Genomic DNA, 23112 nt, shown 5'->3' on the forward strand with positions numbered 1-23112 from the left:
TGGCCGAGAGCGCGGGTGCGGATATTCGCGCACCGCTCGGGTAGGACAGTGGTCCAGCGGTCCGCTCGAAGGGACGTGACGTGCAGGGACTGGTCCGCGTGTCGGTCGGCGGGGAGATCGTCGTGGCCAAATACGGGGATCTCATCGACGACGTACTGGAGGAGCCGCTGTACTGCCCCCGCTGCGGTCGCACGACGGGGCTGACCCTGGTGGCTCGCGGACGCGAGGCGTACCTGGAGTGCGCGGAGGGCCACGAATGGACCGACCCCGAGGTGGCCGCCTGCGGGGTACGGCAACTGCTCCACCTGGGGGCGCAGGGCGCGGAGGGCCGATTTCCGGGCGCGGCGGTCAAGATCGACATGCTGCCGCGGATCACCGAGGACCGCACCCTCTATCCGCCCCCGCCCGACGCGCCCGAGCGTCAACTGCGCTGGGAGGGCCGGGTGGTGACCACGACCGGCATCGCACCGCTCACCGACTGCCTCCACTGGGCGCGGCGACTGTGCGTCTGGGCGGTACCGACCGACGGAGACGTCTACGAGTGGCTGTACCCGCCCGCGGGCGGCAACGCCGTCGACGCGCACATGACGGTCGTCCTCGTGGCCCTGGCCCTCTACGCGGCAAGCGCCGAAGCGGATGTGCCGCGATGCGAGCAGGTGCCGCTGAGCCAGGCACTGGACCTGCTGTCGAGTGACGCCCTGCGCCGGGTACGGCCCGCGGGTGTGGGCGGTCGGCTGCGGGTGACCGACGTCCACCGGCTCGCGACCGCGTCCCCGGAGACCTTCGAGCGGTGGCGCAGGGCTGCCCACCGAGTTCTCGACGTGAACCTCGACGACCGGGACCCGGTTCTCCTGGTGGACCGCAACAGGTATCTGCCCACCATGGCTGACGACCTGACCTGGTACGCCGAACAGCCCTGACGGTGTCGGTGCTGCGACACCGGCACACGCGTTTCTGCATTCCGACGAGCCGCCCCGGCGAAGTCCCGCGCGCGAACGCCCCTATGAGGCCCAAGAGTTCTCGTCTCGTTGCCTGCAGGACAGGGACCCACCACTGTGTGGCGTGGTACGACAGGTCTGCCGAACCAGGGGACAGCAGACGGGGGTTGAGCATGGCGGCGGAGAACATCGACGATGTCGTGAACGGACTTGCCGACATCGTGCGGGACGCGGGCCGTGCCGGTGACCGGATCGGGTACTTCGCGGCGCTGTACCGGCAGGTGACCGTTGAGGTCCGTTCAGCCATCCACGCCGGGCAGTTCGAGGACGGCGCCCGCATGGACCGCTTCGACACGCACTTCGGCAACCGCTACTTCGAGGCGTACGACGCCTGGCGCCGGGACCGGAGCGGGCCGCGTTGCTGGCGCGAGGCGTTCGGGCTGCTCAAGGACGACGACACCATCATCGTCCAGCACCTCGTGCTCGGCGTGAACGCGCACATCAACCTCGACCTGGCCGTCGCCGCCGCGCGGACCAGCCCCGGCGAGGACATCCACGCGCTGCGGCACGACTTCCTGCTGATCAACGACATCCTGGGGCGGGTGGTGCTGGCCGTGCAGGACTCGGTCGACGCCCTGTCGCCCTTCATGTCGTTGCTGGACAAGGTCGGAGGCCGCACCGACGAGCGGATCCTGGATTTCAGCATCCGCCAGTCCCGCGAGGAGGCGTGGTACAACGCCGTACTGCTGGCTGGGCAGAACGACCAGGAACGCGAGGCCACCATCGAGCGGCTCGACATCCGGGCGGCCGTGCTGGCACGGCTGATCGCGCGACCGGGTGGTCTCGTCCGGCCGGCTCTCGAGCTGATCCGGCGCACCGAAAGCGATGACGTACCGGCCGTCATCACACACCTCGACCAGGCCATGGAGCACGCTTCGGCCGGGTGACAGGCCCCTTCACGCGGATCCGTATCCCGCGGGCTGTGTCCGTGCGGTCCTCCCCGCCCTTCCGCGTGTCGGACCCGTACGCGGTCGGCGCGCGGTACCGGCCTCGCGCTAGCGACCGGCGTTCCCGCCCTGTTCGCCCGCTGACGGCCCCAGCAACAGCCCCCGCTCTCTCCGCTCTGAGAGGCGGGGCTTTGCCGTGTTTGACCTACGCATGCCCTTGTGAGTGCGTCGTCGGGTCGGAGGAGCCCCGTCGTGCCCGATGCGGGGCGCCTCCTCTCCTCACGACCGCGCAGAGCGCCCGACCTCGCCGTCTACGATGAACTCGCGCCGGTACCGGAGGCCTCGCGCTCCGGAAGCGAAGGGAGCGGTTGTGCGTCAACTGGGTGAGCTGGAGGCGGAGATCATGGACCGTCTCTGGCTCTGGGGGCGTCCGGCCACCGCGCGCGAGGTGCGCACGGACATCAACAGGCTGCGGCCGATCGCCTACAGCACGGTCAAGACCGTGGCCGACATCCTGTACCGCAAGGGCATGCTCACCCGGCACAAAGAAGGCCGGGCCTGGGTGTACACGCCCACCTGCACTCGCCAGCAGTACACGGCGTCCCTGATGCACGAAGCGCTGGGCAGCAACCCGGACCCGGCCGGGACCCTGGTCAGTTTCCTGGAAGAGATGACGCCGGACGAGACGCAGGCGCTACGCTCGGCTCTCCGAAGGGCGAACAGGCGGAGTGGGGCATGATCACAGCCGTGGCGCTGGCCGGATACGCGGTGCTCGTGGGCGCCGTGGCGCCACCCCTTCTGACACGGGCGCAATGGACTCACCATGCGCCGACCGCCGCGGTTCTGGCCTGGCAGGCGCTCATGGCCACGTTCGTCGTCGCCACCGCCCTGGCCGTCTACCACCTGGCGCTCACCGAGCAGCACGTGCACGACGGGCTGGTCGGACTGCTCACCGCCTGCGGCCTGGCCGCCGACGCGCCCGCGAGCGATGGACCGCCCAGCCTCGGTGACGTGCTGGTGCTCGCCGCTCCTGTGACTGTCCTCCTGCTGCCGGTGGGCTGGCTCGTCCGCTGCGCCTGGCGGGCCCGATGTGCCCGCTGGCGCCAGTTGGACATGCTCGCTCTCGTCGGCAGGCCGTCCCCGAAGTACGGTGTCACGATCGTCGAATACGAGGTCCCGGCCGTGTACTGCCTCCCGGGCCGCCGCTCCCGTGTGGTGGTCACCAGCGGTGCACTGGACACCCTCTCCGAAGTCCAGCTGCGCGCCGTCCTCGAACACGAACGGGCTCATATCACCGGACGGCACCATGTGCCGAAGGTCCTGGTCGACGCCTTTTCCCGGGCGTTTCGGGGTCTTCCGCTGGCCCAGCACGCCAAGGAGCAGACGCATCTGCTGCTGGAAATGATCGCGGACGACCGTGCCCTGCGGTTCCACTCCAGGGATGCGCTGGCCAGCGCCATGTACGAGGTCGCGGCGGGGCGGGCACCACATGGGGCCCTGGGGGCCGGCGGATCGGGTGCCCTCATCCGGCTGCGCCGTATTCTCACGCCGCAGCCCAGGCCGAACCGTGCGACATGGCTGGGCATCCTGGCGGCAACGATCGTGGCTCCCTTGCTGCCGCTGCTGCTGGCATGCGGGCCCTGACTCACCTGCCAGGGCCCGCACATCCCGGCAATTGCGCTCTCGCGCAGCAGGATCACCTCACCGGAAACCCCCGACCGCCTTCCTGAAAAGACGCCGGGGAGCCAGCGCAACGAGCGGAGGCTTCCGGCGTTCCATGAGGTGCCGCATTCACTCTACTATTTAATTACTAAGCAGACTAGTTGTGGCGCGGATTGCGCGGACCCGGGTCCCTTCTCGCACCCGGACGGGCCCGGGTGACAGAACACGGCGAGGCGCCCGGTCGTGATCCGGGCGCCTGTGCCAACAGGGTTTCGCCGAGGCCTACTTGAAGGCGCGCAGCCGCAGACTGTTGGTGACGACGAACACCGAGGAGAACGCCATCGCGGCTCCGGCGATCATCGGGTTGAGCATGCCGAGGGCGGCCAGAGGGATCGCGGCGACGTTGTAACCGAAGGCCCAGAAGAGGTTGCCCTTGATGGTGGCCAGGGTCTTACGGGACAGGCGGATGGCGTCCGCGGCCACGCGCAGGTCGCCGCGGACGAGGGTCAGGTCGCCGGCCTCGATCGCCGCGTCCGTGCCGGTGCCCATCGCCAGTCCCAGGTCGGCGGTTGCCAGAGCGGCCGCGTCGTTGACACCGTCGCCGACCATCGCGACCGAACGGCCCTCTGCCTGCAGGCGCCTCACGACGTCCACCTTGTCCTGGGGCAGGACCTCGGCGATCACCTGGTCGATGCCGACCGTGCGGGCGACCGACTCGGCGACGAGTTGGTTGTCGCCGGTCAGCAGAACGGGCTCGAGGCCCAGTCGGCGCAGTCCGGCGACGGCTTCCGCGCTGGTCTCCTTGATCGCGTCGGCCACGGTGAGCACACCACGGGCTTCGCCGTCCCAGGCCACCGCGACCGCGGTACGGCCCTCGGCCTCCGCCGCGGCCTTCGCCTGGGCGAGTTCGCGGGGCAGTTCGATGGCCCACTCCTTGAGGAGCCTCTCGCGTCCGACGAGGACCGCGTGTCCGTCGACGACGCCCTGGACACCGAGTCCGGCGACGTTCTCGAAGTTCTCCGGGACCGGCAGGCCGCCTGCCTGCTCGATCGCCCCTGTGGCGATGGCCTGGGCGATGGGGTGCTCGGAGGCGTGCTCCAACGCACCCGCGAGGCGGAGTAGTTCCTCCTTGTCCGCTCCCTTGGCGAGGTGGACGTCCTGCAGGGTCATCCGGCCGGTGGTCACGGTGCCGGTCTTGTCCAGGACGACGGTGTCGACGCGGCGGGTGGATTCCAGGACCTCGGGGCCCTTGATGAGGATGCCGAGTTGGGCGCCGCGGCCGGTGCCGACCATGAGTGCGGTCGGGGTGGCCAGGCCCAGGGCACAGGGGCAGGCGATGATCAAAACCGCGACTGCGGCGGTGAAGGCGGCCGTTGTCTCGCCGGTGACGAGGATCCAGGTCAGCAGGGTGCCGAGGGCGAGGAGGATGACGATGGGGACGAAGACGGCGGAGATGCGGTCGGCGAGGCGCTGCACGGCCGCCTTGCCGTTCTGCGCGTCCTCGACGAGCTTCGCCATCCGGGCGAGTTGGGTGTCGGCGCCGACGCGGGTGGCCTCGACGACGAGTCGCCCTCCGGCGTTCACGGTGGCGCCGGTGACCGGGTCGCCGACGGCGACGTCGACCGGCAGGGACTCCCCGGTGAGCATGGAGGCGTCCACCGCGGAGGCGCCCTCGACGACGGTTCCGTCGGTGGCGATCTTCTCGCCGGGGCGTACGACGAACCGGTCGCCGACCGCCAACTGGCCGACGGGAATGCGTATCTCCTTGCCGCCGCGCAGCACGGCCACGTCCTTGGCGCCCAGCTCCATGAGCGCACGCAGGGCCGCGCCCGCCTTCCGCTTGGACTTCGCCTCCAGGTACCGGCCGGCGAGGATGAACGCCGTCACACCGGCTGCGGCCTCCAGGTAGATGCTGGAAGAGCCGTCGGTGCGGGAGACGGTGAGGTCGAATCCGTGCCGCATCCCCGTCATGCCGGCCGTCCCGAAGAACAGTGCCCACAGCGACCAGCCGAACGCGGCCAGTGTGCCGACGGACACCAGGGTGTCCATGGTCGCGGCGCCGTGCCGGGCGTTGGTGAAGGCCGCCTTGTGGAAGGGGAGGGCCCCCCACACCACGACCGGGGCGGCCAGGGTCAGTGACAGCCACTGCCAGTCGTCGAACTGCAGGGCCGGGATCATCGCCATCAGCACCACGGGCGCGGAGAGCGCAACCGAGACGTACAGACGCTGGCGCAGGGACAGCAGTTCACCGTCCGGCGTGGCCTCGGCCTCGGTGGCACCCCGCTTCTCGGTGGCCGGGGGTGGGGGCTCCTCGGCGGTGTAGCCGGTCTTCTCGACGGTGGCGATGAGGTCGGCGACGTCGACGCCTTCCGGGTAGGAGACCTTCGCCTTCTCGGTGGCGAAGTTGACCGTGGCGGTGACGCCGTCCATGCGGTTGAGCTTCTTCTCGATGCGGGCCGCGCACGAGGCGCACGTCATGCCGCCGATGGAGAGCTCGACTTGGGAGGCGGGTTCGGATGCTGTGGGGGACTGCGTCTTCTCGGGAGCCGTGCTGGTCATGCGTATCTCCAGGGGGAGGCCGGGACGCGCGGCGTCCGTATCAGCGGAGCGATGCGTCCCGGCGCGGGGAGGGAGTGCGCGTCGTGCCCCGGGGCAGGGTGCCCCGAGGGGTCGTCAGGCCTGGCCGACGAGTTCGTAGCCGGCCTCGTCGACGGCGGCGCGGACGGCCGATTCGTCGAGCGGGGCGGCGGAGGTGACGGTCACCTGGCCGGACTTGGCGACGGCCTGGACCGCGGTCACGCCGTCCAGGGCGGAGATCTCCTTGGAGACGGCGCCCTCGCAGTGGCCGCAGGTCATGCCGGACACCTGGTAGACGGTGGTGACGCCGGTGGCCTGGATGTCGTGGACGTCGGTCGTGCCGGAGCCGCTGGACGAGCCGCCGCAGCAGGAGCCGGAGGTGGAGGTCGTCTGTTCGGTCATGGCTTCATCCTCGGTGTGTACGCGTGGGATCGGTGTGTGGGAGGGCGGCGTTCCCGTCCTCCCGACACGACGAACACTATACCCCCTAGGGGTATCTAGCCATCCCCTGTCTCCGCCCGCATGGAGCTGTTCATGCCGAGTTCTCGTCACTAAGATTTTTAGTGACGCTATGGGTGACCCGGTTCGTGCCGGTGGCATCGGCGGACCGTCCCTATCCATCGCGAGCGCCGGCCGATCGCTTGAAGTCGGTGCGTCCGTCGTCACGTCGCCATCATCAGCAGCATCCCGGACATGGTCGCGCCCATGCCGACATGGGCCGCCAGGGCGGCCTGCGGCGCGGCGCCGACTTTCCGGCGGCGGCCGTGAGCGGTGCCCTCGCCTGTGCGGGCCTTGTCCCACACCGAGAGCGTGAGCGACGCGAGGAAGACGAGAAGCGTGTCCGGTACGGCAAGCAGCCAGCGGCTCCAGGTCCGGCCGGCGGCGAGGTCCTTGTCGGTCCCCCGTACCCGGGCCCAGACGGACGCGCCGATCATCAGGGCGAAGTACACGGCGAGCGCCACGATCACCCAGCGCCACAGGGGCGTCGACGACGAGGCTGACACGGCGGCGGAGTCCATGCCGGGCATGTTCATCCCCGGCATGTTCTCCATGCCGGCCATACCCTGCATCCCTTCCATGCCCGAGGTCCTGGTGTTCGCGGCGACGTCCTGCATGCCCGGCATGTTCTCCATCCCCGGCATGGCGGCCATCGAGGAGCCCAGAGCCAGCGCCGGGCCGGACGACGTGGGCGTCATGGCAAGCGTCATGACCACCATGCCGAAGCTTCCGGCGATGAGATGCACCCAGTGGCGGCCGTGCTTCCACCCGCACGTACGGGTGTGCTTGACCGCCAGCGCCGCACCGCCGAGGCCCACCAGAGTGAATGCCACCACCCACCACATGCCGTGGCCCGCATACCAGGCGACCGTCGCAGGCAGGGCCATGAGGGCCATGCACAGGCCCATGAGCAGTTCACCACCCGCCGCGAACCGGGTCTCGCCTCTGGTGGTCACCACCCGGACGGCGCTGACCGCGGCCACGAGGGCGGCGACTGCCGCGATGGACCAACTGAGAGCCAGGCTTCCCATCATCACCTTCCCCATCAACTGCAAGCCTTCAACTGCTATGGCCCTTAGTACGAACGGGTTGTTGTAGGTGTTCAGTCGGCCGTGGGTGCCGTCCTGGGTTTGCGACCGGACCGGGCGACGGCGACGAGGAGCGCCGCGGCCATTCCGTACAGCACCACGGTCGCAGCTGTCCGTCCCGCGCCGTACGTCTGAGTCGGCGGCACGTATACGGGACGCGTCGCCGTGCGGGCCCGCGCGGAACCCTGCTGCACCGCGACCCAGCTCTCCGCCGACCGGTCGCGAGCGTCCCTGAAGGTCGCGTACAGGAACCAGCGGCCGTCGGCGTGCAGCCGGACCGTACCGTGTCCGGTGCCGGCGGAGTCGGAGGTGAGCCGTCCTGTGACCTCTTCTCCGGCGCGCCGGGCGACCAGGCCGGTGGGGCGCAGCCCTGGTTCCTCGGAGGAGACGGTGACGTCGACCTGGTGCTCCCTGACGAAGGTGCTCCACCGTGCCTCGCCCAGGTCGGTGCCCTGCCCGGGATCGTGGGCGAGGGCTCGTGTCGGGGCCGGCAGGGGAAGGGCGAGCAGGACGGCGACGCCCACCGTCGCCGCCCGGACCCCGCGCTGCCAGCCGTCCGGCACCCCTTCGGCGACCAGGACGATCAGGGCGGAGCCGCCGACGCCCAGCAGGAGCGACGGCGCGATCTGCCCCGCGGGGACCGCCGTGCCGTGCGGCAGCACCGGCAACAGGGGGACGTAGATCGCGTGCACGGCCGCCGGGACGACGAGGGTCAGCCACCAGGGGGACGGACGCCATCGCCGTACCAGGTCGGCGGCGAGGGTCACCACGACCACGGGTGGGACGATCGGCGTGGAACGACCCAGGAGCGCCAGGAAGGCGACCGTCAGCAGCCGCGCGGCTGTCAGCAGCAGCGCCGCGCGGACGGACGCGCCGGGCAGGGAGTCGAAACGGCGGATGAGCAGGACGGCCAGCGTCACGGCGGCGCTGACAACGGGGAGGTACCACACGGCCGAAAACTGCGGCACGTCGGAGTCGTACTCCATGACCGGCACCAAGGCTGCGCCCAGGACCAGGGCTTCTGTGGCCGCGAGTGCGAATCCCCGCCTTTGCTCCAGTGCGACCGCCCGCAGCAGAGTGACGGTCAGGGTGATCGTCGCGACGATCGCCAGGAGATGCGGCGGACTCCACAGGACGGCGTCGCGCCCGAAGGCGGTGTGCCATGCCGTGTCGGCGGGGGCCGCGATGCCTATGGACACGCCCGAGACGGTTGCCCAGCGCAGGACCGGCTCCCTCGGAATCCCTTTCACACCCCTCTCGCGGGCGCGCGGCCAGGCCCACAGGGCCAGTGCGCCGAGGGTGACCAGGAGCGAGCCGTAGAGCAGTACGTGGGGTGCGCTCCAGAAGGTGTCCCGGCCGATGTCAGTATGCAGCGAGTCGTCCCAGTAGGTGCTGAACAGCGCGAGTGCACCACTCGACACCGCGGTCAGGAGGCGGCCCATGCCACTGTCCTCTCTTCGGGGAAGTCACGTGACGTGCCGACTCCACGCATACCCCCTCGGGGTATCCTTGGGCAAGAACTCGCGGATGCTTCTGAGCCGAAGTCGTTGACACCCCGTGGCCGGAGCCAAGGTCGCACAGCGAGGGGCCACGGCGTGGGCAAGCCGGGCGGCGAGGGCGGGGCCGGGCCGGAAGTGATCCCGGATCAGGTCCTTGCCAAGGCCCCCGCCGACGACAGTGATGTCTGTGATCACTTGCCCCTCATCGTTGCCGGTCGTGGCCGTAGGGGCAGCGGCCCCTGCCCCGGTCCCGGGCGTCGTCGTCGAGATGGAAGTTGGGGTTCTGGTCGGCTTCGTCGTAGTAGCGGTGGAAGACCGGTGTGATGCCGCCCGAGACGGGTGGGACGATCCAGGTCCAGTCGGCCGGGACCGTCCGGCCCGCCCGCTCCTCTTTCTCCAGATGGGTCAGGAAGCGGCGGGATTCCGTGTGATGGTCGCTGATGCGCACGCCTGCCTCGCTGAAGGAGTGCAGGACGGCGACGTTCAGTTCGACCAGGGCGCGGTCGCGCCACAGGGTGGCTTCGTCGCTCGTGTCGAGGCCGAGGCCGGCGGCGACGAGGGAGAGCAGGTTGTAGCGGTCTTCGTCGACGAGGTTGCGGGCGCCGATCTCGGTGCCCATGTACCAGCCGTTGAAGGGGGCGAGAGGGTAGTCGACGCCGCCGATGCGCAGGCGCATGTTGGAGATGGCGGGCAACGCGTGCCAGCGCAGGTCGAGTTCTGCGAACCAGGGGTGGTCGGGATGGCGGAGGGGGACTTCGAGGACGGCGTCTGCGGGAAGGTCGAACAGCTGCGGCTTGGTGTCGTGGGTGGCGATGACCAGGGGCAGGACGTCGAAGGGACCACCGGGGCCGTTCCAGCCCATGCGCTGGACCAGGTCGGTGAAGTCCGTGTAGGCGGCGTCGCCGACGACGCTGCCGTCAGGACGGCGGTATCCGGCGTACCGGATGAGCTGGTCGTTCCACACGCGAGGACCGGGGCGGTCGGGGGTGTCGGGGGCGAAGACGGAGATGGTGGGGCGGATGCGCCCGCCGTTGGTGCCGCGGCGCAGGTGGGTGATCAGGTGTTCGTGGATCTCCTCGGGCGTGGTCGCCTCCCGCCGGTCCAGGACCTGCAGGCTGTTCCAGTACAGGCGGCCGATGCAGCGGCTGCTGTTGCGCCAGGCCACACGTGCGCCGAAGGTGAGCTCTTCGGTGGTGTGGCGGTAGGTGCCGGTCTCGTCGAACTGCCGCTGTACCTGCCGCAGGCGCGTGTGCAGGGGGACCGTCTGTTCCGGGTGTTCGCGGTGGTGCTGCCGCACGAAGTCCAGCGCCTCGGTGAGGTCCGCCTGGCTCGGCGGCGTGGACGGGACAGGAAGGGAGGTGTGGGTGTCCGGGGTGGAGGCGATGCGTGCTGCGAGGGTATCGGATGAGTTCATGGCCTGGTCCTCGTGAGGGGGCGGCGCGGCCCGTGACGGCTGGGGCGGGAGGAGCGGCCGGTGACCGTCCGCGGCGCGTGGGCGCCCGCGCCGGCCACCGGGGCCGGGGCAGCGACGACGGGTCGTGGCCCCGGTGGTGGCGACGGCGCCCACGCGGCTTGGGAGGGCGGACGGTCAGGCACCGCCGGATGATGCGCCCGCCGCCCGCCCGGCCTTGGGCGTACGGGCGATGGAAGTGCCGAACAGTTCGTCCCAGTACGGGGCGCTGATACCGAAGCCACGGGAGTCGTCGCGGAAGTGGTGGCGCATGTGGTACTCCCGCAGAGTGCGCAGCAGGCGGTTCTTGGGCCTGCCGTGGTGAAGGTAGAGATGGAACAGGTCGTAGGCCAGGTAGCCGACGACGTAGCCGGCGCCGAAGACCGGCGGGACGTCCAGCAGTCCGCTGGAGACGTAGAACGTCGCCGCGACCATAGGGATGCTCAGCAGCGGGCTGAGGATGGAGCGGCGCATGTCCTGCGGGTAGTCGTGGTGGACGCCGTGCAGGACGTAGTGGAGCTTGGCGCCGAAGCCGCGTGGCGGCTCGTAGTGCAGGACGATGCGGTGGCCCCAGTACTCGGACAGGGTCCAGGTGACGTACCCGGCCAGCGCCCAGCCCGCCATGGCCCAACCGCCGGTTCGGCCCACGGAGAGTGCCGTGGCCGCCGCGGCGACGGGGGTGAACATCGCGACGGTGGTGACGGGGTGGACGTGGATGAGGCGGTCCACCAGGGAGATGCCGGTGACGGAAGGGGCGTTGCCGCGGCGGACGGCGCCCTTGGTGGTGGAGCCCCTGACGATGTTGTTGACGAGGGACGCTCGCTTGGTGGGCGTGGCCATCAGGCGGCCTCCCTCGGCAGGGTGTGGCCCAGGCGGGCCTCGTAGGAGGTGCGGGCCTGGAAGTCGGTGGTGCGCAGCAACTGGTCGGCCTTGAGGAAGCGGCCCATGGCGTCCCGCCAGGGCTGGGGAAGCAGATAGAGCGAGCGGGTGACGGGATTGGTCCAGCCGGGGACGTAGACGTTGTAGCGGGGGCGGCGCGCGGTGCGCAGGACGGCGGCGGCGATGTCCTGCGGGGTGAGCAGCGGTACGAAGCGGCCCTTGCCGACGCCGGAGGTCAGCTCGGTCTGGGCGGGGATGGGCAGGATGATCGACAGGTCCACGCCGGAGCCGCGCAGTTCGGCGCGGGCCGCCTCGGAGAGGCCCACCACACCGTGCTTGGCGGCGGAGTAGGTGGCGCAGCCGGGCAGGCCGACCATGCCGACGGCGGAGACCATGTTGATGATGTGCCCGTGGCCCCGCTCGCGCATCGGACCCATCGCCGTCTTCATGCCGTTGATGGTGCCGAGCAGGTTGACCTCGATCTGGTGCAGGGTGGCGTCGTCGCTCTCGTGCTCCAGCCGGCTGACGATCATTTCACCGGCGTTGTTGACGAGGATGTCGACCGGGCCGAGTTCGGCTTCGACGGTCTTCCAGAACTGCTTGACCGACATGGGATCGGTGACGTCCAGCGGGTAGGCGTGTGCGCCGATCTCGCCGGCCACCTTGGCCGCGTACTCGATGGTGCGGGCGCCGATGGCGACCTTCGCGCCCTTGGCGATGAACATCTCGGCGGTGGCCCGGCCGATGCCTCGGCTGCCGCCGGTGATGGCCACGACCTGGTTGGTGAGGTTCCTGGGCATGTTTCCTCCCGGGGAATGGGACGAGGGGGCGGATACGGCAGTGGTCAGGACAGGGCGCGGAAGCGGCGTCCGTGCCAGAGCAGGGGGCGGATGCGGGAAGCGCCGAGAGAGCGGATCCGGCCGGTGACGATCGTGTGGTCGCCGCCGGGATAGGTGTCCTGGACGTCGCAGGCGAGCCAGGCCGCCGAGTCCTCAAGAAGGAGGGCTCCGGACTCGCGGCGCGACGGTGCGGCGGCGAAGCGGTTGTGCTGGCCGGTGCCGGGGTCGGCGAACGCCCTGGCGACATCGGCCTGGTCCTCGCGCAGCACGTTCACGGCGAAGGTCCCGTGACTGAGGATGTACTCGAGTGTGCGGCTGCGGTTGGCGATGCAGACCAGGATCAGCGGCGGATCCACGGACAGGGAGCAGACGGCGCTCGCCGTCATTCCGGCCGGTCCGTGGGCACCGTCGGTGGTGATGACGCTCACCGCGGCCGGCAGTTGGGCGAAGACCTCGCGGCACGTCCGGTCGGTCGTCCGCTGGGTCAAGGGCGGGGCGTCCGCGGGCCGTTCGGCCTCGGCCACGTGGATCAGGGGGTAGCTGGGGGCGCTGGTCACGGCCGTCGGCCCCCGTCGGGGGCGCCGGCGCCGGCCGGTACCGTCTCCGGCTCGTCCAGCCGGACGCGCGGGCCGAACAGTCCCCGGGCGATCAGGCCCATCGTGTCGAGGAGCGTCCGGGCGGCGATGGGGTCGATGAGCGAGGCGAGGGTGGGGATGCCGAGGTCGAAGACGGCGGTGAAGCGGGCCGTGGTGCCGGGGGAGTCCTCCGACACGTACCAGCCGCCCTCGAAGCGTTCGAAATCGCCGTCGAGCTGGGTGAACTCGATGCTGAGGGCGGCGGGGTCGATGGTGTCGCGCTCGGACCAGCACAGGACGCCGTTGCGGAAGTTGGCCTGCCAGTGGGAGTCGACGGTGCAGTGGTCGATCTCGACGACCCGCACCTCGCGGATGGCGTCGGTGAACTTCGGGTAGGCGCCGAAGTCGCGCAGTCGCTCGAAGACGGCCAGGGGGTTGAGGTCGGGTATGCGGACGTCGAGGGTCACTTCGGGCATGTCAGTGCAGTCCCTTCGTCAGGGCGGTGACCGCGGTGGTGAAGGCGGCCGAGATCCAGTCCAGGTCGGAGGGCGTGAGCACGGCGGGCGGAGTCAGCCGTACGACCCGGTGGGCGTTGAGGGAGTGGTTGACCAGCAGGCCGGCCTCCAGCAGGTGCAGCACGAGCTCGCCGGCGAGCTGCTCGTCGCGCATCTCTATGCCGAGCAGCAGGCCACGGCCGCGTATCTCGCGGACCGTGTCGCCCAGCGGCGCGAGCACGTCCCGGAGCAGGAGGAGCAGGTCCTCGCCCAGCAGCCGGGCCCGGTGCACCAGATCCTCGTCCGCGATGGTCCGGACTGCCGCCTGTGCGGCGGCCATGGCGACGGGCGCTCCGGCGAAGGTGGAGGTGTGCAGGTACGGGTCACGGTCGAACGGGGCGTAGGCCTCGGCGGTGGCGACTGCCGCCGCCACGGGGATGACCCCGCCGCTGAGGTTCTTGCCCACCAGCAGGACGTCCGGCCGCAGGTCGTGTTCGTCCGCGCCCCACCAGCTGCCGAGCCTGCCGAGACCGGTCTGGATCTCGTCGAGCACGAAGAACGCTCCATGCCCGGCGCACAGTTGCTGTACGTCGCGGAGGTAGCCGGGCGGCGGCAGGACGACTCCTCCTTCGCCCTGTACGGGTTCGACGACCACGCAGGCGGGCGGTCCGTCGGCGAGGGCGGCGGCCAGTGCCTCGGTGTCGCCGTACGGGACGTGCTCGGAATCCAGCAGGGGGCGGAACGGCGCCTGGTACAGCTCCTTGGCCGTCAGCGCCAGCGCTCCGGTGGTCTTGCCGTGGTAGCCGCCGATGGTCGAGATCAGCCGCTGCCTGCCGTGGGCCCGGGCCAGCTTGACGGCCGTCTCCGTCGCCTCGGCACCGGAGTTGACGAAGTGGACGTAGTCCAGGCCGGGCGGCGTCACCTCCGCCAGTGCCGAGGCGGCCTGGGCGGCCACCGGCTCCAGCAGCAGACGTGTCGCCAGCGGGTGGCGGGTCACTTGGTCGACCACCGCCTCGACGACACGGGGGTGGCAGTGGCCGAGCAGGAAGACGCCGTAGCCGCCGCAGTCCACGTACTCCTTGCCGTCGGCTCCGAAGACGCGGGAACCGTAGGAGGTGACCTCCATCGCACCGCCGGTCAGGGAGGCGAGACGTGCCCGGCCCCGGCCGAGGTGCTTGCGGCACGCGGCGAGGATTTCGGACGCGGAGGGTTGTGCCGCGGCGGGGGAGATGGTCGGCGCGGTCATGCGGGCACTCCGGCGGCCACGGGCCGCGTGACGGCGGGCGCGTCGCCCAGCTTCTTGACCAGGGCGAGATGCAGGAGCGTCCGGCGCAGTGCCGCCTCCAGCTCCTCACGGGTCAACTGCGGCGGATCGCCGGGGAGTTCGCCGAGCGAGGTCGGGAAGGTGGGCGCATCGGCGAACAGCGCGGTCATGGCGAGCATGTCGTCGAAGCGGCGCAGTGCTCGCTTGGGGAGCCCTCCGGCCAGGAACACCGGCCGGATCAGGCGGTCGACCATGTCGGTGCCGACGATCCGCGGGATCAGGGTGCTCAGGCCCAGCTCGGTGCAGACACCGGAGACGACCTGGAGGACGTGTTCGGTGCGCAGGGCCTCCCGGCCGGCGGTGATCCACACCTCGCCGTCGCGGCGGTCGGCGGCGATGAGCGCCGCGATCGCGCGGGCCACGACGTCCTGCGGCACGAAGTCGATCAGCGAGGTGGCAGGGAGCGGAACCAGCGGCATCAGGCCGCGCAGCAGCATCAGCAGGATGTTGTGCAGCCCCTGGAAGGCGGCGATCTGCCCGGTGCGGGAGTCGCCGATGACGATGGAGGGCCGGACGATGACCGCCGGGACGCCGGAGGCACGTACGACCTCCTCGCCGGCGCGCTTGGAATCCAGGTAGTCCTCCGGCCGGGCGCCTGCCTCGCCCATGTCGCGCCCCATACGCGAGCGGGTGAGCTCGTGGCGGGCCACGAACGCGGTCGACACGTGGTGGAGGACGGCGCCGGCGTCGGCCGCGAACTCGACGACCGCGCGCGTCCCGGCCTCGTTCAGGGCATGTGTGGCCTCCGGCCCCTGGGTGAAGTCGGTGACCGCAGCGCAGTGCACGACGACATCCACGCGACGGGCGAGCTCGGTGTACGTCGCGCGGTCCAGACCCAGGCGGGGCGCGGTCAGGTCGCCGCAGACCTGCTGCGCGGCCGCGGGGCACGCGCAGCGGTGGATCAGGGCGATGACCTCGCAGAAGGAGGGGAGTTCGGCGAGCAGGGCGCTGCCGACCACGCCCGAGGCTCCGGTGAGCAGGACGGTGGGTGGGGTGGAAGAAGTCACTTGTCTGTACCTCGCGGTGTCGTAGGCGGGGACGGCAGCGCGGCAGGAGCCGCGACCGGTCAGGGCCCGCTGTCGGAAAGAGGTGGTCAGGCGGGGATGCGCAAGGGTTCGCCGGCGCCGAAGTAACCGGCCAGCGCTTCGTGCATCCGGGACCGGGAGGGCGGATGGAAGGCCAGGGCGCGGCAGGCCGAGTTGAGGTAGGCGACGTCGTCGCCGGAGACGAAGGCCATGCCGCCGAGAACCTCGACGCACACGTCCAGGACCCGGACGATGAGGTCCTGTGTCGCGTACCGGCACACCAGCGCCTGGGCGAGGATCTCGTCGTCGATCGGCCCGTCGGTCGCGCGGGCGGCCAGACCGCGCAGCATGAGGGCCGCGGACTCGACCGCTGTGACGGCCTGGGCGCCGGCGGTGGCCGGCATGCCGGGCTTGACCAGGACCCTTTCCACCAGAGCCGAGGCCGCACCGAGGTAACTGGCCGTCATGAGTGCTTCGAACCAGAGGAATCCGACCGTGTTGAGGCGGTCGAGCCCGCCGTCGGTGCCCACGTCGGTACGGACCAGCAGATCGCCGGGGACCTCCACGTCATCCAGGACGACCTCGTCGCTCTCCGCGCCCGCCAGCACGGGGCTCTTCCAGAACGGCCGTACGGACAGACCCGGTGTCTTCGCCGGGACGACGGCGACGGCCAGGCGCGGTGTGCCGTCCTCGTCGGGGAAGGGCAAGGAGGCGGTGAGCAGGTCCATGGACCAGGCAAGACTGCAGGGCTTCTTCGAGCCGGTCAGCCAGATCTTGTCGCCGTCCACCCGGGCGCTGATCGCCGGGTTGAGGATGCCCTGCCCGGTGCGCCCCTCGGCGAACCCGGAGGCCAGGAGCAGGTTGTCCTTGGCGATGGCGGCCAGCAGCATCCACTCCATCCCGCTGCTCTGCGCGGCGGTCTCCACCAGGGAGGCGACCGAGAAGTGGTGCATGGTGGTGGCCACCGCCAGGGACGGCGAGCGAGAACCCACCGCGCGCTGGACGCGCACCGCGGTGAGCAGGTCGGCTCCCTTGCCGCCGTGCTCGGCGGGCACCAGGAGACCCGGACCGCCCGCGGTGCGGAAGTGGTCGAGTCCCGGGTTGCCGGGCGTCTCCCAGGTCGACAGCGGGGCGGCGGCCAAGGCTTCGTCCAGGCCCGGGAGGAGGTCGGTGAGAGTGGCGCGTTCGTGTTCCAGAAAATGCATTTCCGCGAGCCTTACGTCGTCGAGGGAAGATCGCCGGAATGTCTGGAGCGGGCGGAACCGGCCGAGGCCCTGTCCCGCTGGCTGCCCCCAAACCTAGGAAGCGGTGTTGCAAGAGGCCTTCAGGTGGCCGACAGAGGTGCTTAAGAGCTGCGACACGGATCATGCAGGGGAACTGCACGTCGCCTGAACTTGTCAGGAGAACTTCGGCTGCTCGGCTTCCGCCTCGGCCTTCAGCGCTGCCAGGGTGCGTTCGATGTTGCGCCGGCTGTGCTCGGCGCGGTCCAGTACGCCGGTCGTGACCAGGCACAGCAGGACCATGGCTGGGCCGCGCAGGTCGCGGGTGCTCTCGGTGACCCGGCTTCCCCGGGGCGTCGGGACGATGTCGTAGCGCCACACCGAGACCGGCTCGCCGAGGCAGGAGACGCGGAACACCAGCCGGTCGTGCGGTACCGCTTCCAGCACGGTGGTCGTCGTACGCCACCGCCACAGGCCGTTGTGGTTCCAGGCCCGGAAGGTCATGCCGGGGGAGAGGCGAACCGTGGCGGCGCGGGCCGGAACGCGGGTCTCGACGACGAACCGCTCCCAGCGGGCCAGGTCGGTGAGAATGCCGTACACCGTGGTCGGATCGGCAGCGATCTCGATGCTGCCCACCAGAGTCGCCTCGCGCACGACGCTCCTTTCGATGCCGGCTGTATGCGCTCGTCGGGACCGGGCCCGAGGGGGGCGGGTTCGCCTGCGGCGTCACGTGATCTCCGGTGGGGAGACCTGCCGGCCTGCGGGTGCGCGCAGGGATCATCCATGACGTTACTGAGCCGAACTGCAGGCCATTGCCAGGCGGTGTTCAAGAGATGTGCAACTCCATTGCACTACGAGCCTGCTTAGGACTTGGTTAGACTTGAAGTAGGCATTTGAATATGCAACTTGATCAGAATGTTCCGGGGGGATCATGCGTGTTCTGCTGGTCGAAGACGACGAACATGTCGCCGACGCCCTGACCGTGGCGATGCGTCAATTCGGTCATGACATCCTGACCGCGCCCACGGCGGCCGAGGCGCTGACCAAACTGGAGGGCTGCGAGCTGGTCCTTCTCGACCTCGGCCTGCCGGACCTGGACGGCGTCGAGGTCTGCAAGCGCATACGCTCCCGCTCCGCCGTACCGGTCATCGTGCTCACCGCCCGCGCCGACGAGATCGACAAGGTTCTGGGGTTGCAGGCCGGGGCCGACGACTACGTCGTCAAGCCGTACTCCGTGCACGAGCTGCGGGCGCGCATGGAGGCGGTCCTGCGCCGGACCTGCCGCTGTGGCGTCGGCTCGCACGACCATGCCCCGTCGTGCACCGCCGAGCGCCGGGACGTCATTGTCGTGGGGCCGCTCAGCCTCGACCTGCGCAGCCGCAGCGTCAGCCTGAGCGGCAAGCCCGTCCAACTCACCCGCAAGGAGTTCGAGTTGCTCGCCATGCTGGTGGAGAAACCGGACACCTTGCACACGCGGGAGGACATCATCGCTCGTGTGTGGGACGAGAACTGGTTCGGCTCGACACGCACCCTCGACGTCCACATCGGCACCTTGCGCCGCAAGCTCGGCTCGTACGACTGGATCGAGACGCAGCGCGGCGTGGGATTCCGCCTCGGTTCCCCGTCGACCACCTGACAGCGCCCGGGCAGCAAGCCTCGTAAGAAAGGGCGCACATGCAGCGTCGCCTGCTGATCGTCTACCTCACGCTCACCGCCGTGATCCTGCTGGCCACGGAGATCCCGCTCGGCCTGAACCTGGCCATGAACAACTACCACCACCTGGTGATCCGGCAGGTCTCCAATGCCTTCTCGCTCGCCTCGGCGGCCGAGGCGACCGGCGGCGCCGCTCCGGACGCGGCCTGGAAGGCGCGGGCAAAGGCCTACAGCGAAAAGAACGACGCCGTGGTCCTGCTCTTCGACGACCAGGGCCGCAGGATCTACTCCACCCGGCCCGGCACGAAGATCAGCGATCCGGAGTGGCGGCGGACCCTGCTCGGCGCGCTCGTCGGAGAGAGCACCGTGCCGCTGGACTACTCCTTCAACATCAGCGCCCGTCCGCTGTTCGTGGCCGAGCCGGTGCTGAAGCGGGGGCGGCCGGTGGGATCGGTCGCGACCATCTCGCCGACGACGTCGCTGCGTTCGCAGGTCACCCAGGACGCGTTGCTGCTGCTGGGAGTGGGGGTCGTCGGGCTGCTGGCCGCGGCCGCCGTGGGGATACCGCTCGTACGATGGAGCCTGCGGCCGGCCCGGCAGTTGCAGGCGGCGGTCCGCCAGATCGCCCATGGGCAGTACTCGGTGCGTGCCACCGCGGACCGTGGTCCGCCCGAGTTGCGGGAACTGGCCGAAGCGGTGAACGGCATGACGGACCGCCTGGTCTCGGTACTGGAGGCGCAGCGCTGTTTCGTGGCCGACGCCTCGCACCAGATGCGCAACCCGCTGACCGCGCTGCGCGTGCGGGTCGAGGCCCTGGAGGCCGTCGTCCCGGAGGACGGGCAGGAGAACCTGGCCGTCGCGGTCGCCGAGGCGGACCGCCTGAGCCGCATCCTGGACGAACTCCTGGTACTGGCGAACGCCGCCACCGCCGACGGCGGATCGAGCACCATCGACGTCCGGGCCGTCGTGGAGTCGCGGGCGAGAGCGCTGAGCAGCCGGGCGGAGGAAGCGGACGTCACGATCGCGGTCCAGGGGCGCGGCGCGCCCGCCAAATGCCTTCCCGGGGCACTGGACCAGGTGCTCGACGTCCTGTTGGACAACGCCCTCGGATTCTCGCCGCCAGGCGGCCGGGTGACCGTGCGCATCCGCTCCGACGACGCCTCGGTGTACGTGGAGGTCGAGGACGAGGGGCCCGGAATGTCGGCGCAGGAGAAGGAACGGGCGACCGACCGGTTCTGGCGCGGGCGTCAGCCCGGCCGGCGTAGCGGCTCCGGCCTGGGACTGGCCATCGCCAAGGCGCTGCTCAAGGCCGGCGGGGCGGAGCTGGAACTGGACGACGCCGAACCACGCGGTCTGGTCGCCCGCGCCGTCCTCCCACGCGTCGTGCCCGCGACCGCGCTGCCCGGCCGTGACCGGAGGGGCGCGCGCCCTGACGAGCCCGCCCGGAAGCGGAATCCGACCCGTCAGGGCGATGCAGGATGCGGGGGCGGTGAGAGCGGGAGGTGAGTCAGACCTGCGCGGCGACCAACTTCGCCAACTCGTCGGCGGCCGCTTGGGCACCGCCGGCGGCCCTGAGCTGTTCCGCCACGCGTACGGCCTGCTGCTTCTTCCCCACCGTCTGCCGTACCGCCTCTCGCAGGCGCCGTGGATTCAGCCGCCCGGCGGGCACGCGCGTTCCGGCACCCGCGAGTTCGACCCGCCGCGCGACCTCCAACTGGTCGCGGCCGAACGGCACGATGCATACCGGCACCCCGGCCAGCAGGGATTTCTGGGTGATGCCCATGCCGCCGTGACACACCACGGCCGCGGCCTTGCGCAGCACCAGGCTGTGGGGCACGAAGCGGTGCAGGTGCGCGTTGGCGGGGGTGTTGAAGCGGGCCGGGTCGATGGACGCGGTGGTGACCACGACGTCGTACGGCTCGTCGGCCAGGGCGTCGAGGGCCGCCTGGATCAGCTTGGCGTCGTCCTGGAACACCGTGGAGACGGTCACCAGGATCACCGGCCGGTTGAGGGAGGCCAGCCACTCCGGCTCATCGGCGTCGGAGGCGGGATCCCAGCTGCTGGGGCCCACGAAGTGCACCGACGACGGGAGCAGAGGGCGTGGGTACTCCAACGGCTGGGCGGTGTACGACAGGATGAGCGGTGCCGTCATGTACAGGTCCGGTACATGTTTCACCGCGGCGAGCCCGAGATCGCGCCGCAGCTTGTTCACCGCCCTCGGCGCGGCGAACAGCGGCAGGGCGCTCTGCCGCAGTATCCCGTCGCGCAGCCGGCCCGGCCAGCCGGCCGCAGGCTTCAGGCCGAGCCCGAACGGTGGCGCGTCCGGGGTGGTCAGCGGCAGCAGGAAGGTGGCCAACTGCGCCCATGGCAGGCCGGACGCCTCCGCAACGGCGGCGGCGCCCCAGCAGTTGTTGTCCAGGGCGATGACGTCCGGCCGCCACTTCGCGATGGCGTCCTGCATGTCGGTGACCTCGTGCCGGGCCCGGTCCACGTACATCGCCACCGAGCGGCGCATCGCCCCGATCGGGGTGACGGCCTTCCAGGTGTCGTCCTCCCGCTTCTCGATCTCGGGGTGGACGGCCGCCGCGCCGAAGCCGAGCCCGCGCAGCGTCTCGAGAGTGGACTCCTCGGCGAACACGACCAGTTCGTGTCCGCGTTCCCGCAGCTCGAGCAACGTCGGGATCAGCGGGTACACGTGCCCGCTGCCCGGTGCGGTGTAGACGAGAAATCGGCTCATGGCAGGTCTTCCTCTTCTTCGGTCGGATGGCCGGGGGTGCGCTCGTCGGCGGCGCGTCGTCCACCGGAGGGATGCCGCTCAGTCGGCGGGTACGCCGACGTCCTCCGCTCCGGCGCGTCGGCGCTCTGGTCGGGGAAGTCACGTCGCCGCATCAGGGCGAAACCGAGAAGGCCGCCCACGATGGCGACGATCCCGCCGACCCGCATGACCAGGTCGAGCCCGGCGATGAAGGCATCGTTGGCGGTCTTGGCGACGAGGGCGCGCTGTTCGGGTGGCACGGCGCCGGCCACCTCGGTGAGCCGGCCGGCGGAGACCATGTGCGTCAGCTTGGCCGTTTCCTGTGCGGGCAACCGGCCCGCGGCGTCGATGGCGCCCGAGAAGTCGTGCGCCATCCGGCTGTGGGCCATGGACCCGAAGGCGGCGATGCCCAGGGCGACGCCGCCCTGCTGGAAGGTCTCGCTGATGCCGGACGCCATGCCGGCCCGCGACAGCGGCACCAGGGACACGGCCGCCGAGGCACGCACAGGGTTGAACACGCCCATGCCGAAGCCGGCGAGCAGCATGCCGGGCAGCAGGGCGGTCCATGCGGAGTCCGCGGTGATGTCGCGGGCGGCCAGCATGCCCAGCCCGAGCGCGACACACCCGATCCCGACCAGAAGCCGGGCCGGCATCCGATCGGAGAACGTGCCCGCCACGGCCGCCGCGACGAACAGCGCGAGCGTGAGCGGCAGGTAGCGCACTCCGGTGCCGTACGCCGAGAAGCCGAGGATGTACTGCATGTACAGCACCTGGAGCAGGATGGCCACGTTCAGCGCCGCGTTGGCCGCAACGGTCGCGATTCCGAGGCCGTTGAAGGAGCGGTTGCGGAACAGGTCCAGGTCCAGCATCGGCTCCGGCGTGCGCCGTTCGATCAGGACGAACAACGGCAGCAGGGCGGCCGCGCCCACGAAAAGGGCGACGATGAGCGGGTCCGTCCAGCCCTGTGCCTCGCCGCGGATCAGGGCGAAGACGAGCATGGTGAGCGCGACCGAGAAGACGATGAGACCGAGCCAGTCGATCCGCTTGCTGTTCGAGTCGCGGGACTCGGCGGCCCGGGCCAGCATGACCGCCATCACCAGGAAGCCGATGGGTACGTTCAGCAGGAAGATCCACCGCCAGCTGACGGTGGTGAGCGCGCCGCCGATCAACGGCCCGAGTGCGACGGCCAGTCCCGTGACGCCGCCCGAGATGCCGAAGGCGATGCCGCGCTGCTTGCCCTGGAAATGGTTGGCGATCAGCGCGGGTGAGACGGCGTACATCACCGCACCGCCGACGCCCTGCACGGCCCGGGCGGCGTTGAGCATCCCCGTGCCGGTGGCCAGGCCGCACGTCAGCGAAGCCAGAGCGAAGATCCCGAGCCCGATGACGAAGACGCGACGTCGCCCGAGCCGGTCGGCCAAGGTGCCGGCCGCGAGCAGGAACGCCGCCAGCGTCAGGGCGTAGGAGTCGATGACCCACTGAAGGTCGAAGAAGCTGGAGTCCAGTGAGCGCTGCATGTCGGGCAGGGCCACGTTCACGACCGTCACGTCGAGCAGCAGCATGAACGTCGCCACTGAGACGGCGCCGAGCATCCACCACTTGTTGGGGCGCACAAAGGAGTTGCGGGGCGGCGGGTCGGGCGCGGGCTTGGTCGTCGTACCGATGTCACTGTCGGCCATCTCGGGACTC

The 23112-nt window shown here is 70.4% G+C and carries 21 protein-coding genes; 6 read left to right on the plus strand and 15 right to left on the minus strand.

The window, feature by feature from the left end:
* The first annotated feature begins 80 nt into the window (after positions 1–80).
* The 4 genes from ACWCQ1_RS28820 (at position 81) to ACWCQ1_RS28835 (ending at position 3529) form a co-directional block, all read left to right on the plus strand.
* Positions 81–920, plus strand: coding sequence for a hypothetical protein (locus ACWCQ1_RS28820; RefSeq protein ID WP_358601384.1), 840 nt, complete (start codon positions 81–83; stop codon positions 918–920).
* Between the two features lie 191 nt (positions 921–1111).
* Positions 1112–1885: a DUF5995 family protein gene (locus ACWCQ1_RS28825; protein WP_133042531.1), complete on the plus strand. Its 774-nt coding sequence runs from the start codon at positions 1112–1114 to the stop codon at positions 1883–1885.
* 370 nt (positions 1886–2255) lie between these two features.
* Entirely contained in the window at positions 2256–2624 is a 369-nt protein-coding gene (locus ACWCQ1_RS28830) for a BlaI/MecI/CopY family transcriptional regulator (RefSeq protein ID WP_133042530.1), read from the plus strand.
* Entirely contained in the window at positions 2621–3529 is a 909-nt protein-coding gene (locus tag ACWCQ1_RS28835; protein WP_358601380.1) for a M56 family metallopeptidase, read from the plus strand. Before ACWCQ1_RS28830 ends, ACWCQ1_RS28835 begins: the two co-directional genes overlap by 4 nt.
* Before the next feature lie 300 nt (positions 3530–3829).
* Here ACWCQ1_RS28835 and ACWCQ1_RS28840 read toward each other — a convergent pair whose 3' ends face one another.
* From ACWCQ1_RS28840 to ACWCQ1_RS28900, 13 genes are all read right to left on the minus strand, one after another.
* On the minus strand, positions 3830–6106 hold the full coding sequence (locus ACWCQ1_RS28840; protein WP_451027688.1) for a heavy metal translocating P-type ATPase: 2277 nt from the start codon (positions 6104–6106) through the stop codon (positions 3830–3832).
* Positions 6107–6220: 114 nt separating this feature from the next.
* Positions 6221–6526 carry a heavy-metal-associated domain-containing protein gene (locus ACWCQ1_RS28845; protein WP_358601374.1) on the minus strand — a complete coding sequence of 102 codons (306 nt, stop codon included), beginning with the start codon at positions 6524–6526 and terminating at the stop codon, positions 6221–6223.
* A gap of 260 nt (positions 6527–6786) precedes the next feature.
* Positions 6787–7656, minus strand: a complete 870-nt coding sequence (locus ACWCQ1_RS28850) for a DUF5134 domain-containing protein (protein ID WP_451027689.1) — start codon at positions 7654–7656, stop codon at positions 6787–6789.
* Between the two features lie 68 nt (positions 7657–7724).
* Entirely contained in the window at positions 7725–9152 is a 1428-nt protein-coding gene (locus ACWCQ1_RS28855) for a hypothetical protein (RefSeq protein ID WP_358601369.1), read from the minus strand.
* Positions 9153–9411: 259 nt separating this feature from the next.
* On the minus strand, positions 9412–10623 hold the full coding sequence (locus tag ACWCQ1_RS28860; RefSeq protein WP_451027690.1) for a nitric oxide synthase oxygenase: 1212 nt from the start codon (positions 10621–10623) through the stop codon (positions 9412–9414).
* A 174-nt stretch (positions 10624–10797) separates the two neighbouring features.
* Positions 10798–11499 carry a sterol desaturase family protein gene (locus ACWCQ1_RS28865; protein ID WP_133042522.1) on the minus strand — a complete coding sequence of 234 codons (702 nt, stop codon included), beginning with the start codon at positions 11497–11499 and terminating at the stop codon, positions 10798–10800.
* Positions 11499–12338, minus strand: coding sequence for an SDR family oxidoreductase (locus ACWCQ1_RS28870; RefSeq protein WP_451027691.1), 840 nt, complete (start codon positions 12336–12338; stop codon positions 11499–11501). Before ACWCQ1_RS28870 ends, ACWCQ1_RS28865 begins: the two co-directional genes overlap by 1 nt.
* A gap of 44 nt (positions 12339–12382) precedes the next feature.
* Positions 12383–12934, minus strand: a complete 552-nt coding sequence (locus ACWCQ1_RS28875; protein ID WP_207929701.1) for a flavin reductase family protein — start codon at positions 12932–12934, stop codon at positions 12383–12385.
* Positions 12931–13428 (minus strand): type II toxin-antitoxin system RatA family toxin, encoded by a 498-nt coding sequence (locus ACWCQ1_RS28880; protein WP_133042520.1) that lies wholly within the window; start codon positions 13426–13428, stop codon positions 12931–12933. Before ACWCQ1_RS28880 ends, ACWCQ1_RS28875 begins: the two co-directional genes overlap by 4 nt.
* Before the next feature lies 1 nt (position 13429).
* Positions 13430–14692 (minus strand): aminotransferase class III-fold pyridoxal phosphate-dependent enzyme, encoded by a 1263-nt coding sequence (locus ACWCQ1_RS28885; RefSeq protein ID WP_133042519.1) that lies wholly within the window; start codon positions 14690–14692, stop codon positions 13430–13432.
* Positions 14689–15777, minus strand: coding sequence for an SDR family oxidoreductase (locus ACWCQ1_RS28890; RefSeq protein WP_358601353.1), 1089 nt, complete (start codon positions 15775–15777; stop codon positions 14689–14691). The genes ACWCQ1_RS28885 and ACWCQ1_RS28890 overlap by 4 nt, the downstream gene beginning before the upstream one ends.
* An 86-nt stretch (positions 15778–15863) precedes the next feature.
* Positions 15864–17000, minus strand: coding sequence for an acyl-CoA dehydrogenase family protein (locus ACWCQ1_RS28895; RefSeq protein ID WP_358601350.1), 1137 nt, complete (start codon positions 16998–17000; stop codon positions 15864–15866).
* Between the two features lie 192 nt (positions 17001–17192).
* Positions 17193–17669, minus strand: a complete 477-nt coding sequence (locus ACWCQ1_RS28900; RefSeq protein WP_358601347.1) for an SRPBCC family protein — start codon at positions 17667–17669, stop codon at positions 17193–17195.
* 277 nt (positions 17670–17946) lie between these two features.
* Between ACWCQ1_RS28900 and ACWCQ1_RS28905 the strand changes: the two genes are divergently transcribed.
* Positions 17947–18651, plus strand: coding sequence for a response regulator transcription factor (locus ACWCQ1_RS28905; protein ID WP_133042515.1), 705 nt, complete (start codon positions 17947–17949; stop codon positions 18649–18651).
* 38 nt (positions 18652–18689) lie between these two features.
* The gene (locus tag ACWCQ1_RS28910) at positions 18690–20174 is read left to right on the plus strand and encodes a sensor histidine kinase (protein WP_133042514.1); all 1485 of its coding nucleotides are present in this window, start codon (positions 18690–18692) and stop codon (positions 20172–20174) included.
* Position 20175: 1 nt separating this feature from the next.
* Here the strand turns inward: ACWCQ1_RS28910 and ACWCQ1_RS28915 are convergent, their stop codons facing one another.
* Together ACWCQ1_RS28915 and ACWCQ1_RS28920 are read right to left on the minus strand one after the other, a co-directional pair.
* Complete coding sequence (locus tag ACWCQ1_RS28915; RefSeq protein WP_358601342.1) at positions 20176–21405, minus strand: glycosyltransferase; 1230 nt, start codon at positions 21403–21405, stop codon at positions 20176–20178.
* A complete protein-coding gene (locus ACWCQ1_RS28920) occupies positions 21402–23102 on the minus strand; it encodes an MFS transporter (protein ID WP_451027692.1) in 1701 nt (566 codons plus the stop codon). Before ACWCQ1_RS28920 ends, ACWCQ1_RS28915 begins: the two co-directional genes overlap by 4 nt.
* Positions 23103–23112 lie beyond the last annotated feature (10 nt).

The sequence above is a fragment of the Streptomyces sp. NPDC002144 genome (assembly GCF_053593695.1).